The organism is Spongiibacter thalassae, assembly GCF_012272835.1.
Lineage (GTDB): Bacteria > Pseudomonadota > Gammaproteobacteria > Pseudomonadales > Spongiibacteraceae > Spongiibacter > Spongiibacter thalassae.
The window spans coordinates 393,285-406,059 of the sequence record NZ_JAAWWK010000002.1 but is presented as its reverse complement, the minus strand read 5'-3'; the positions used below and the strand labels follow the sequence as shown (position 1 = coordinate 406,059).

10 protein-coding genes are annotated in these 12,775 nt (G+C 56.5%); 2 read left to right on the top strand and 8 right to left on the bottom strand.

Going from position 1 to position 12,775, the window contains the following annotated elements; all coding sequences use genetic code 11:
- Positions 1 to 3 precede the first annotated feature (3 nt).
- Positions 4 to 870 carry a LysR family transcriptional regulator gene (locus HCU74_RS06055; protein WP_168449517.1) on the top strand — a complete coding sequence of 289 codons (867 nt, stop codon included), beginning with the start codon at positions 4 to 6 and terminating at the stop codon, positions 868 to 870.
- On the opposite strand, the gene HCU74_RS06050 is transcribed toward HCU74_RS06055, so the two are convergent.
- The 5 genes from HCU74_RS06050 to HCU74_RS06030 all read right to left on the bottom strand — a co-directional run bounded on the left by HCU74_RS06050 (position 853) and on the right by HCU74_RS06030 (position 8,473).
- On the bottom strand, positions 853 to 1,491 hold the full coding sequence (locus HCU74_RS06050; RefSeq protein ID WP_168449516.1) for an NTP transferase domain-containing protein: 639 nt from the start codon (positions 1,489 to 1,491) through the stop codon (positions 853 to 855). The genes HCU74_RS06055 and HCU74_RS06050 overlap by 18 nt on opposite strands.
- A gap of 42 nt (positions 1,492 to 1,533) precedes the next feature.
- The gene (locus tag HCU74_RS06045) at positions 1,534 to 2,496 is read right to left on the bottom strand and encodes an XdhC family protein (protein ID WP_168449515.1); all 963 of its coding nucleotides are present in this window, start codon (positions 2,494 to 2,496) and stop codon (positions 1,534 to 1,536) included.
- 186 nt (positions 2,497 to 2,682) lie between these two features.
- Positions 2,683 to 5,208, bottom strand: coding sequence for a TonB-dependent receptor (locus tag HCU74_RS06040; protein WP_168449514.1), 2,526 nt, complete (start codon positions 5,206 to 5,208; stop codon positions 2,683 to 2,685).
- A gap of 239 nt (positions 5,209 to 5,447) precedes the next feature.
- A complete protein-coding gene (locus tag HCU74_RS06035; RefSeq protein ID WP_168449513.1) occupies positions 5,448 to 7,811 on the bottom strand; it encodes a TonB-dependent receptor in 2,364 nt (787 codons plus the stop codon).
- 188 nt (positions 7,812 to 7,999) lie between these two features.
- Positions 8,000 to 8,473 (bottom strand): flavodoxin family protein, encoded by a 474-nt coding sequence (locus HCU74_RS06030; RefSeq protein ID WP_168449512.1) that lies wholly within the window; start codon positions 8,471 to 8,473, stop codon positions 8,000 to 8,002.
- 115 nt (positions 8,474 to 8,588) lie between these two features.
- Here HCU74_RS06030 and HCU74_RS06025 point away from each other — a divergent pair, with 115 nt between their 5' ends.
- The gene (locus tag HCU74_RS06025) at positions 8,589 to 9,029 is read left to right on the top strand and encodes a VOC family protein (protein ID WP_168449511.1); all 441 of its coding nucleotides are present in this window, start codon (positions 8,589 to 8,591) and stop codon (positions 9,027 to 9,029) included.
- 12 nt (positions 9,030 to 9,041) lie between these two features.
- On the opposite strand, the gene HCU74_RS06020 is transcribed toward HCU74_RS06025, so the two are convergent.
- Genes HCU74_RS06020 through zipA form a run of 3 tightly spaced genes read right to left on the bottom strand, consistent with a single transcriptional unit; the run spans position 9,042 to position 12,653 of the window.
- The gene (locus HCU74_RS06020; protein ID WP_168449510.1) at positions 9,042 to 9,647 is read right to left on the bottom strand and encodes a transglycosylase SLT domain-containing protein; all 606 of its coding nucleotides are present in this window, start codon (positions 9,645 to 9,647) and stop codon (positions 9,042 to 9,044) included.
- On the bottom strand, positions 9,644 to 11,665 hold the full coding sequence (gene ligA, locus HCU74_RS06015) for an NAD-dependent DNA ligase LigA (protein ID WP_168449509.1): 2,022 nt from the start codon (positions 11,663 to 11,665) through the stop codon (positions 9,644 to 9,646). The genes HCU74_RS06020 and ligA overlap by 4 nt, the downstream gene beginning before the upstream one ends.
- 16 nt (positions 11,666 to 11,681) lie before the next feature.
- The gene (gene zipA, locus HCU74_RS06010; RefSeq protein WP_168449508.1) at positions 11,682 to 12,653 is read right to left on the bottom strand and encodes a cell division protein ZipA; all 972 of its coding nucleotides are present in this window, start codon (positions 12,651 to 12,653) and stop codon (positions 11,682 to 11,684) included.
- Positions 12,654 to 12,775 lie beyond the last annotated feature (122 nt).

The window sequence follows — 12,775 nt, the reverse complement described above, 5'->3', positions numbered from 1 at the left end:
CGTATGGACACCCAATCATTACAAGCCTTTTTAGCGGTGGCGGAAAACGCCTCCTTCTCTCTGGCCGCCAACCAACTCCACCTCACTCAGCCAGCGGTGAGCAAACGCATTGCCACATTGGAAAAACAGTTAGAGTGCAAGCTGTTCGATCGCATCGGCAAGCATGTCCACCTCACCGAAGCCGGTAATGCCCTGCTCCCGGAAGCCCGGCAAATTCTATTGGATATTCGCAAAGCCCAGCGACGGATCAACGATTTGCGCGGCAGTGTATCCGGCCGCCTGACCATGGGCATCAGCCATCATATCGGGCTGCACCGGCTGCCGCCGATACTGCGGGAGTACTCCCGACGCTACCCCGAGGTGCAGCTGGACATCGACTTTATGGACTCTGAGCAAGCCCACAAACGCATCCTGCACGGCGAAATGGACCTTGCGGTGATTACCCTGTCGCCCAGTCAGGAAGACCAGCTACAGTTTATTAGGGTATGGGAAGACACATTGACCGTAGCGGTAGCCCACGACCACCCCCTTGCTGCAACACCTGTGGTCACCGCCAGAATGCTCAGCGAATACACCGCCATTCCACCGGGCCTGAACACCTATACCGGCCAGATTATCAAACAACTCTTCGACGATCAGGGACTGGAAATGGACATTGGCATGTCCACGAACTATCTGGAAACCATCAAGGTGATGGTCAGTATCGGTCTCGGCTGGAGCATTTTGCCGCTGACACTGGTGGATGACACCGTGACCGCCTTGCAGCTGCAAGACCTGAAATTGAGTCGCAGCCTCGGCTGCGTTCACCACCGACGCCGCAGCCTGTCGAACGCCGCCGAGGCCTTTATCGAGCTATTGCCCACACCCTGAGTCATCAGGTGGATCCAACCGCGCCAGTGTCGCGGCCATCAGCTCCGGGGTATCACCATCGCGGTAAATCCCCTCATCATCCACCACCAGCGAGCGTTGTGCAGCAGGGTGACGCTGAATAACCGATCTGGCACCGCCATCTCCATCGAGGGTCATTAGCTCCGACCAAAACCGGCGACCAAAGGCTACCGGGTGGCCATTTTTATCACCGCAAAAAGGCTGAACAATGGTATCGGCGGCGGCAGCGGCGGCGACGGCGCGCAGGGTGTGAATTCTGATCAACGGCAGGTCCGCGGGCATCAGCAACACTGCGTCAGGCTCGGACTGCTCGATTTTCCGGTAGTACTGGCGCAGTAAACTGACGCCGCCAGCGATACTGGAGGCCATCCCTCTGCTGGCATTCGCGGCGAACAACCAGGGACAGCTTAGCTGCTGAGTCACTCGGGGCGCGTCCTCGGCGGCAGGGTCCAGCACCACCCACACGTCCAGCCCCGCCTTCCCGCCGCGACGAATAAGTGCCGGCAACAAGGGACCGCCCTTGGGCATAGTGACAAAACGCTTGTCCTCTGCGCCAAAGCGACGGCTTTTGCCCGCAGCCAGAATGAGTAGTGGCAAGGTCACGGGGTCAATCCACCGGCGAGCGGACAGCCACACAAAATATAATCAGGCAACACGTCGACTCCCTCTGGCGCGTAACTGGGTCAATTCCGCCATAATCGCCACAGCAATCTCCATCGCCGATTTACTGCCGATGTTCAGCCCTACCGGCGCGTGCAGCCGGGCGATTTGGTCCTCGCTGAGATCCAGCAGGCGCAAACGCTCCCGGCGCTTGGCCGAAGTGCGCTCTGACCCCAGTGCACCAACGTAGAAGATGTCCTCCAGCAAGGCCTGCATTAAGGCCATGTCGTCGATACGGGGATCATGGGTAAGGGTAATAACCATACTGTGGGCATCCCGGGCATAGGCCATAACCGCATCGTCCGGCATATCACCGACCAACTCAACACCGGCCAAACCCCATTGCTGAAGCCGATCGGCGCGGGGGTCACACACCACCACCCGATAGTCCATTGCCAGAGCAATCTCCGAGATACAGCGGGCGAGTTCATTTGCCCCCACCAACAGCAACTGAAAGCGCGGACCAAAGTCCTGAATGAGAGTGTTTTCATCCAAGCACAGGGGCTCGCACACTTTGCGTTCCTCCAGTCGCCAGTCGCCACCGACAAGGTCGACATAACGTCTCAGCACCCGGCGCTGGGCCAAGGCACTGGCCAGCGTGCGCAGTAGTGCCAGCTTCGATTCGTCAAGCGCCTCAATCACGATCCGCATTCGACCACCGCAGGGCAGGCCAAAACGCTCGTTTTCCTCCGGCGTCACGCCATACTCGATGACCTCCGGCGCACCCACGGCCAACTGCCCCGCCGCCAAACGCTCAAGCAAATCATCTTCGATACAGCCCCCAGACAGCGAGCCGGTCAGATTGCCGTCACTATCGAGAAACAACAGCGAGCCGAGGGGGCGCGGCGAGGCACCAAAGGTTTCCGCTATACAGCACAACCAGCCGCGCCGCCCCTGCTCCAGGGCATCAGCAGCGGCAGCAACAATCAATTGATCAATACTCTGCAATGGAGTACCCGCCTTTTATCAACAACACATTGAGATAGTACATGGGGAGGATTTCTCGGCCCAGGGTGACCGCGACGATTGCGACCTTACCCCCACTACGGCGCAAGAGCCGAAAACGATCCCTTCCCCAATAACGAAAAACGCCGCATAAAGCGGCGTTATCATATCAAGGGCGTTCGTTTCAGCTTAGTACCAGCGGTAGGTACCCTGAAGGGCAAATGAACGCGGTGCTTCGATGAAGCCATAGTGACCAATCGAACCGAAGATATTGCTCGCCAACGGGGTGTCGTTGGAGTAGGAAATCACGGTTTCGTCGGTAGCGTTTTTCACCAACAGTGCAACATCCCAGCCCTGCTCAACATTCGACAGCGCCATACGCAGGTTCAGCTTCTGGTAAGCATCCTGCTCCTGGCTCGGGTCGAGGTTTTGCGAGGAGTTGTAGGCACCGGTGAAGACAATATCAGCCCCGCCACGGAATTCCAGGTCGTCACTCACCATGGTGGTGTAGACAAAGGTCAGGTTACCGGAGTAATCCGCAACGTACTGGTTAGTTTTACCTTTGTAGTCACAGTATTCGGTGCCGTCAACAACCGTGTCAGCCTGCTGCCCCTGGTAGCACTGGCCGGTATCGAATTCGGTAAATTCGAAGTCCAGTACCGCCAGAGCACCGGTCATCATCAGCTTTTCAGTGATAGCCATTCGGCCATCAAGCTCGATACCCATAGTGCGCGCTGCACCCGCATTACCCACGTTGAAGCCCAGGGTGCCGTCAAATACGCTGACCTGAAGATCGTCATACTCGGTGTAGAAAGCGGCGATATTCAACTCGGCAGCACCATCAAGCAGCGTTGATTTTGCGCCCACTTCCAGACTGGTCGCCTGCTCTTCTTCATACTCGAAGCTACCCACCAGAATCAGCGGCTCGCTATCGGGATTCTGCAAGGCACGAATCTGGTTAGCTTCGGGCGAGGCGTTGGAACGCGCATCGTAACCACCGGACTTGAAGCCCCGCGCCAGAGTAGAGTAGATCATCATTTCGTCGTCGTAATCCCACTGGATATTCAGCGACGGCGACACATTTTGCTCGGTGCGCGATCCGCTCAGGTCATGGCGCTCTGCAGAGAAGTTCTTAGCCACAACCGTATCGATTTCCCCCTCGTCCCGGCGCTGACCGGTGGAGATATCGGAGAAGTCCAGGCTACGGCTACCATCCTTTTGCTCATAGGCATAACGCAGACCAAGGGTACCGCGCATGTCGTCAGCAAAATTCCAGGTCGTTTGCAGGAAGACAGAGAACAGCTGTGTCTCTGTACTAAAGTTCCGCGGCGTCCCCAGGTTGATGATTTCATCACCCGCGTCACCAACACCACCGGCAACCAGAGGAATACCACTGATGGTTGGGCCACCTTGGGTATCAAACGGAGGCCGCTCGCCTCGCGCACCACCTTCCTGCAAGTCAGCGGCGTTCAACAGCTGAGGAAGTATATCGCTTTCAACGCGAATACTGTCGAAGAACTCAAGGTCGCTCAACTGCACAAAGCCGCCGCCGATAAATTCAAACTCTTCCCCGGCGGGCGATACCCAGCGGAATTCCTGGCTGAATTGCTCGTAGTTTTCTTCTGCAGCAACACTGAATACCGAGGCGCCGGTAAAGTCACAGTCACACAGCTCAGCAGTGTCATACCCCAAAATGCCGGTAATAAAGGTGAACTGGTGACCTTCGCGATACCAATCCACGTTCAGGGTCATGTTGTAGGTGTCGTTGTAGCTGTAGTCACCGTTAGAGGAGCGTTTGTAATCCTGGAAATTGTTCAACACCGAGGAGTCGGCATCAACGTCCACAATTACCGCAGGGCCTACCGTGATCTGGGTGCGATCAAGGATCTCACCATAGGTACGACCGTTAAAGGCGTCGGTATCTGAGGTAGAGGGGTTATCGTTGATAATCTCAATCTGGCGACCATTTACGTCGAATTTACCCGCTTCCAGTTTCAGTGCGGCAACCAGATCGGCATTGACATCCCACTCAAAAATGGCGCGGATCGTCGCTTCATCGCGTATTGGCTCGTCGCGGTTCAGCGTCAGGTTTTCCAGATGGCCATCGATATCGCGCTTGCGAATGGCAAGGCGAGCGCCGACTGAGTCGTTAAGGGGGCCAGAAAGAATAACGTCGAGAATCTGTTCGTTAAAATCGGGTTCATAGGTCGCAGAAACCTGACCTTCAAATTCCGCGCCGGGGCGCGCCGAAATCAGGCTCAAGGCACCTGCAATACTGTTTTTACCAAAAAGAATGTTCTGCGGGCCGCGCAACACCTCTACCCGGGCCAAATCGAGGAAGGGCGCACGGGTCAACTGGGCACGCCCATAGCTGATACCGTCGAAATACATACCCACCGACTGTTCGAAGCCGGGGTTAATACCGGAGCCGATACCGCGGATATAGATATTGGTACCGATACCCGTTTCCGACATGGTGAGGTTGGGCACATAGGCCTGTAGATCCTCTACCTTACCGATACCCGCCTCAGCCATTTTATCGCCGCTCACGGCGTTAACGGAGACAGGAACGTCCATCAGGCTGGTCGCGCGCACGGTGGCCGTAACCACAACCTCTTCGAGCATCGGCGCAGCAATAGACTGCGACGCGGCAACCGAAACTGCAGCAGCAAGCGCGGAATGACGGAAACGTGAAATAGAACTTTTCAAGGTCATGTGACCTCCAGATGCCTTGTTTTTGTTATGGCCAGCTTCGGCATTGCCAAAACCACCCTCTAGATATCACCTCACCCATTGGCATGACCGAGGCTTTTGTATGTAATCGCCGACAACATATAACAAATTGGTAATGTGCGCAATGGCTCGAATTACGTATACGCCGTTTTTCTCCACGTCAATTATTGCAAAAAACGCCCCGCATTGGGGCGCTCCTTGTTAAGACTGAGACCTGGTACCTACCAACGCACACTCATTTGCAAAGCGACGCTACGAGGTCTTTCGACAAAGGCATAGTGGCCGATACTCTGGAAGCTGCTATTGGCGAGCGGTGTATCATTGGAGTAGCTCACCACCTCCTCGTCGGTGAGGTTTTTACCGACCAGGGCAACTTCCCAACCGTCCTTCACATCAGCCAGCCCAAGACGCATATTCACCTTCACGTAGCCATCCTGCTCCTGACTCGGATCCAGGTTCTGCGAGGAGTTATAGCTGTCAGTGAAGACAAAGTCGGTGGCAGCGCGGAATTCCATACCGTCACCAAAGCTCGACACGTAGTTAAAGGCGACATTACCGGAATAATCAGCAACGTACTGGTTGGATTTGCCCTCGTAGTCGCAGAAATTGACACCATTAACCGTACGGGTCGGGGTCTGTCCCTGGTAGCACTGGCCGTTTTCGAACTCGGTGAATTCAAAGTCAAGGAAGGCCAGAGCCGCCGTCATGGACAACTCTTCGGTGATCGCCAAACGGCCATCAAATTCCAGGCCCATGGTCTCGGCGGCACCGGCGTTGCCGACATTAAAGCCAAGGGTGCCGTCAAATATACTGACTTGCAGATCGTCGTATTCGGTCAGGAAGGCAGCAACGTTAAGCTCTGCCCGGCCGTCAAGCAGGCTGGTCTTGAGCCCCACTTCAAAACTGGTGGCCTGCTCTTCGTCGTATTCAAAGGAGCCGACAATACTGGTGCCACCGGCGTTTGGTGCGGGGCTGGGAGAACCATTGGAGCGGGCATCAAAGCCGCCGGATTTATAGCCCCGGCTCACCGTAGCGTAGGCCATGGCGTTGTCCGTAGCATCCCACTGTACGTTTATGGAAGGCGCAAATTGATCGGTGCTCTGCTTGTCCGCCAGATCGTGGCGCTCAATTTTAAACACACCCGCCAGCACGCCATCGACCGTGCCCAAAGGACGCTCGTTGCCCTCGAGGTCGGCCACGGTCAGGCTGCGACTACCTTCTTTATCTTCCTGGGAGTAACGCAGACCGAAATTGGTTCTGAATCGTTCACTCACATGCCAGGTGGTCTGCCAGAATACCGACCACAGATCCGCGTCAGAGGCGAAGTGGCGCGGCGTGGTGGTGTTGGCGATAGAGTCACCCGCAGCCTGCGAGCCAGTGCGCGCGGCAACAGCTCGCGGCAGAATATCGCTGTCGATCACGATGGTATCGAAGAAGTCCAGTCTGCTCGCTTGCAGGTAAAGCCCGCCGATATGCTCAAGAGTGCCGCCAACGGGCGATGCCCAGCGAATTTCCTGACTATATTGTTTGTAGTCTTCTTCAAAGGGCACGCTGAATACATTGGCACCGGTAAAGTCACAGTCACACAGTTCGGAGAATTCGTATTCGAGGATACCGGTAATAAAGGTCAGGGTGCCTTCACCGAGGGCGTAATCAACGTTCAGCGTGATATTGCGGGTGCGGTTATCGCTGTAGTCGCCGTTGGAGGAGCGCTTGTAGTTCAGGGTGTTATCCAATGTTGATGGATCGGCACCGAAACTCGCCACCAGAATCTGGGTGTAGCTCAAGCCACCAAAATTGGGATTGGTGGAGGGCTGGTCGTTCACAATTTCGATCTGGCGACCATCCACATTGAATTTGCCTATTTCAAATTTCAACATCGCCGACAGATCCGGTGTGGCATCCCAGTCGAGAATCGCGCGCACCGTAGTCTCATTGCGGGAGGGCTCGTCGCGGTTCATAGTGGTGTTTTCGATATAGCCATCCATCTCTCTTTTGCGCAGTGCCATGCGCGCGCCGAGATTGTCTGTCAGCGGCCCCGACAGCACCAGGTCGACAATTTTTTCGCCGTGATCGGGCTCATACAACACCGAGGCCATGCCCTCTTGCTCATCGCTGGGCTTGGCAGAAATCAGGCTGAGCGCACCGGCGATACTGTTTTTGCCGTATAGAATATTCTGCGGGCCACGCAGCACTTCCACTCGAGCCAGATCCAAAAACGGCGCGCGGGTCAGCTGAGCACGGGAATAGGCCACCCCGTCGAAGTACATTCCCACCGACTGCTCAAAGCCGGGGTTGATCCCCGAGCCGATACCGCGAATATAAATATTGGTGCCGATACCGGTTTCCGACATCGACAGATTGGGCACATAGGCCTGGAGATCTTCTATTTTATCGATCCCCGCCTCCTGCATTTTTTCGCCACTCACCGCGTTCACCGACACCGGAACATCCTGCAAACTCTCCGTACGCAGCGTGGCGGTCACCAGCACCTCTTCGAGCACCGGGGCGGCTACCACCCCACCGGGCGCCAAAAGCACACTGGCAGCAATAACAGGCATGGAATAACGCGATTTGGACTTCATATGCTGGATCTCACTTTTATTTTTTTACCGAGAGGACTCCGCGATGACAGCCCTCGCCCTGGACACTCTGAGTCTAGCCCGAATTATCCGCTTGTCTAATTTCCAGCAAAGAAAATTTTGTGCAAAAACAACAACCCGCGTAAGAAAGCTGACTCAGCGCCGCACACGCTTCAGGAAAGGGTTCGCGGTCAAAACACGCCCAGTTCAAGCCCCGCTGCCAAAGCCTGCCCCAGCTCCCGAGCGGCAGCCAAATGCGCGTCATTGGGTCTGCCATGACACACATAGGGCTCCGCCACCGGTTTCAGCCCCATGCCCTTTGCAATTTTTTCCAACTGCCGTACCGCATTGCTGCCGTCATTGCCGCTGCAGACCATCAGCGCATAGGGGCGCACGAGGTTGCGGTCGATAGCGGGATAAAAGCAGCGATCAAGGAAGTCCTTGATACCGCCGGACAGGGCGCCAAAATTCTCCGGCGTGCACAGCAGCACACCGTCACACCAGATCAGATCCTTGCAGGACGCCTCCATTGCCCGGAGTAAACGTATCTGAACCCCCTCCTCGGTTGCCGCTGCCGCGGCAGCATAGGCCAAACGCTCATTGCGACCGGATTGACTGTGATACACCACCAGCAGTTTTTTTGACTCTGTATTGTCCTGCGTCAATTCACACCTCGTCTCGCACCTTGCCTCTCCCGTCCCCCATTTTCCCTTTGTCGCGTCTCTCACTTTTCGCTACCCTACGGCAAAACTTCCACGGCAAAGTCTAGCAGGACACGCTATGAAATATCTTCACACCATGGTTCGCGTCAGCGATCTGGACGCATCGCTGCGGTTTTACTGCGATTATCTCGGGCTATACGAGGTATCGCGCAAGGACAGTGAGCAGGGCCGCTTTACCCTTATTTTCCTCGCCGCCCCCGGCGACCGCGAGCGCGCCGACAGGGAAAAGACCCCCTGTATCGAACTGACCTACAACTGGGACCCGGAGGAATATCAGGGAGGACGCAACTTCGGCCACCTGGCATTTCAGGTGGACAATATCTACGACACCTGCGAGCAACTACAGGCCGCGGGAATCACCATCAACCGGCCACCACGGGACGGCTATATGGCCTTCGTGCGCTCGCCGGATAATATTTCGATTGAGCTACTGCAGGCAGGTGAACCCCTGCCTGCACAGGAGCCTTGGCTTTCGATGGCCAACACCGGCGAATGGTAGGCGCTGAATAACCTAGAATAAACCGAAGAACCAACCACCTTTTTTCAGGTCTTCTTCGCACCGCTTGAGCTGGGCGGTATAGGTGTTTGCCCGCGAGGACACCTTTGACGCAACCCGCCGCAGCCAGGCTTTTTTAGCAAAGGTGCGGCGCTTAAACCCGCCGTGCCCTTCGTGATAGGCCAGATACAGAGAATAGGCATCGTGATTGGCGATACCTACCGTGCGTGTACTCACACTGTTGTACCAACCGATAAAATCAATGGCATCGGCGAAATCATCGCGGTCAGCTCCCCAATTACCGGACTTGTCCTTGTACCACCGCCAGGTAGCATCCTTCGCCTGTGGATAACCGTAGGCGTCGGACATGCGACCGGCGGGAATAAAGCCCAACCAGTATTTCCGCGGCGGTTTGGCATTGGCGACAAAAGCGGACTCCTGGTACATGATCGACATCATTACCGGAATCGGTGAGTTCCAGCGTTTGGAGGCGTCACTGGCATCGTCATACCAGTCGTCCTTTTCCTTGAAAATAGCGCAGATATCGCCAGAATTGCGCGGCGGCGCTGTCGTACAGGCCGCCAGACTCAGTATTGCGAGGCACAGCACCAAAGCCTTCACGGGGCTTCACCACCCTGCAACAGGGCGATTAATCCCGCTTCATCAATCACTTTGATACCCAGCTCCTCTGCTTTCTTTAATTTTGAGCCCGCATTTGCCCCCGCCGCAACGCAGCTGGTCTTGGCGGAGACACTACCGGCGACCTTGGCCCCAAGGGCTTGCAACTGTTCTTTGGCTTCGCCACGGGTCATTGTTTCCAGATTACCGGTAAGTACCCAGGTTTGGCCAGCCAGCGGTTGCTCACCGTCGCTCTGTTTTTCTACCGGCCAGTCTACGCCGTTCTGCTGAAGCTGAGCGATCACCTGGCGGTTGTAGTCACTGGCGAAAAAACTGGCGATATGGCTGGCGACAATGGGGCCGACATCGTCCACCGCTAGCAGGGCCTCTTCATCGGCGGCCATCAAGGCCTCCAGGGTTCTGAAGTGTTTAGCCAGATTCAGCGCTGTGGCCTCCCCCACTTCGCGAATACCCAGTGCGTATAAAAACCGCGGAAAAGTGGTATGGCGGGCCTTGTCCAGCGCGGCAACCAGGTTGTCCGCCGATTTCTGGCCCATGCGCTCCATGTCGAGCAATTGCGCCGCCTCGAGTCGGAATAAATCCGCCACCGTCTCGATTCGCCCGGTATCTACCAATTGCTCAACCAGCTTGTCACCGAGGCCATCAATATCCATCGCCTTGCGGCTGGAAAAGTGCTTGATCGCTTCCTTACGCTGAGCGCCACACACCAGACCGCCGGTACAGCGCATGGCAGCCTCACCCGGTGCGCGCTCCACCGGACTCTCGCAAACCGGACAAGCCGCAGGTGCTTCAATATCCCGCGCGTCTTTCGGGCGGCGATCCTCCACCACCTGCACAATTTGCGGAATCACATCACCGGCGCGGCGCACGATCACCGTATCGCCGATTTTCACCCCGAGGCGCTGTATCTCATCCAGGTTGTGCAGGGTGGCATTGCTCACCGTCACCCCACCGACAAACACCGGTTCCAGCTTCGCCACTGGGGTAACCGCACCGGTGCGCCCAACCTGAAATTCGACATCCTTGAGGAGGGTAATTTCTTCCTGGGCGGGAAATTTATGGGCAATAGCCCAGCGCGGCGCCCGTGACACAAAGCCCAGTTCCGCCTGCAGAGCCAATGAATCGACCTTGAACACCAAACCGTCGATATCATAGCTCAGCCCATCCCGCCGGCTTAACATATCAGCGTAATAGGCCAGACAGCCGTCAATATCGTCAACCACGCGCATTTCCGGGTTGATGTTAAAGCCCCACTCGCCCAGTTGATACAGACCCTCGCTATGAGTCGCAAATAGCCCTTCTTCCGCACCGGCGATGCCGTAACAACACATTTCCAGTGGCCTGGTCGCGGTAATGCGGCTGTCGAGCTGGCGCAAACTTCCCGCTGCGGCGTTGCGTGGATTGACAAAGGTTTTGGTACCCGCCTGCCGGGCGGCCTCGTTCATTTTTTCAAAGCCCTGCCGAGGCATATAAATTTCGCCGCGCACCTCCAGCTCTGCGGGCCAACCGCCCCCTTTCAGTTTCAGAGGCACTGATCTGATCGTGCGCACGTTATGGGTAATATCCTCACCAACGCGGCCATCACCTCGGGTCGCCGCCCGCACCAGCACGCCGTCGACATACAGTAAACTAACGGCAATACCGTCAAGTTTAGGCTCACAGGCGTAGCGCAGTTCGGCAGGGTCAGTCAGACGACCGCGCACCCGGCGGTCGAAATCCCGCAGTTCGTCCTCGGAGAACACATTGTCGAGCGACAGCATGGGAGTTTCGTGACGCACCTGGCGAAACTCGGGCAGGGGCTCGCCACCCACACGCAAGCTGGGCGAGTCGGCCAGTTGCAGCTCCGGGTATTGCGCCTCCAGCTCACGTAACTCGCGCAGCAGGCGGTCGTACTCACTGTCGGGCACGGACGGGGCATCGAGCACATAGTACTCGTTATTATACTGATTCAGCTGGTCGCACAGCGCCTGCATACGCAGACGCGCAGTGGAATCTGACATGGGAATATAGCGCCTTTTACATCAGCGTAAGCTGGCGACGCTCAAAATCGCGAATGCGCTGACGATAGTGTTCGAAGGTCTGTTTGGTGGCCACGCTGTGGCTCTGGTCACGCATGGTGCCGCCGAGGTTTTTCACCAGACAGCGGGCTGTTTCCAGCATGGCCTCAAAGGCCTGCATGGACTGCTCGGGGCCTGGCAGGGTCATAAAAAACACCACACCCGGAGTGGAAAAATCGTCGATGGCGTCCAATTCGAAGCTACCTGGCTCGACCAGGTTTGCCACGCTGAATTGCTCGGCACCGGTGCCATCCGCATTTTCGTAGCGATGAAAAACATTCATTCGACCGTAGCGCAGGTCGCAGGCCAATAGCACCTGCAGCAGGTCCTGGCCCATATAGGGCTTGTCCGCCTCGGCCATGACCTTGATGACAAATAACTCGTCTCCGAGGGTAGAGGCCTTTTGCTCCCTGGGCTTCTGCTCCCGAGGTTTTTGTTCCCGAGGTTCTCGCGCCCAGTCGGGCTTTGCCGGTGCGCTTCTGGATTCTTCGGCCTCGGCCATGGCGTCGTCAGAGTCAGCAGCCATGCGCCGCGGCGCTTCGGGTTCAACGATTTCTGTGCGGGCGTAATCATCGACCGGGCGACGTCCGTATTCTTCGGCGGGATCACTGAACAGCACGTCGTCGGCTGATTCGTGCTGCGCTGATGCAACGGTATCGTCCACGCCGTCTTCGGGCTCACTCTGTGCAAGAGGTGCCCGTGCGTGTCTGGTATGTAAGCTGGGGGACGGCGCTTCGCGCACTGCGACCACTCGCGCCGAACCGGGCAACTCCGGGTTAATCAGCTCGTCTTCATCATCCCGGCGCTTTTTTGAACTCAAGCGGATCGTGTCCCGACGCTCATTGCGCATGCGTCGAAAGCCGTCCAGCAACACAGCGACCGCTAATAATGCCCCAATAATTACCAACCAATCTCTTACATTGAGATCCATTACCCGGCCCTTACCCGCCTTTTATGATTTGATTCAATAATTTACGTACATCGGTCTTAGAGCACCTACCGGCGCTATTGTTCCACGCGGTCTGGAAAATTTCCACAATTGATCGGCGCTTC

Bases quoted from the DNA above. Each gene is read 5' to 3' on its own strand.
- HCU74_RS06040 (WP_168449514.1), bottom strand. From the start codon at position 5,208: ATGACCTTGAAAAGTTCTATTTCACGTTTCCGTCATTCCGCGCTTGCT.
- ligA (WP_168449509.1), bottom strand. From the start codon at position 11,665: ATGTCAGATTCCACTGCGCGTCTGCGTATGCAGGCGCTGTGCGACCAG.
- HCU74_RS06055 (WP_168449517.1), top strand. From the start codon at position 4: ATGGACACCCAATCATTACAAGCCTTTTTAGCGGTGGCGGAAAACGCC.
- HCU74_RS06035 (WP_168449513.1), bottom strand. From the start codon at position 7,811: ATGAAGTCCAAATCGCGTTATTCCATGCCTGTTATTGCTGCCAGTGTG.
- zipA (WP_168449508.1), bottom strand. From the start codon at position 12,653: ATGGATCTCAATGTAAGAGATTGGTTGGTAATTATTGGGGCATTATTA.
- HCU74_RS06025 (WP_168449511.1), top strand. From the start codon at position 8,589: ATGAAATATCTTCACACCATGGTTCGCGTCAGCGATCTGGACGCATCG.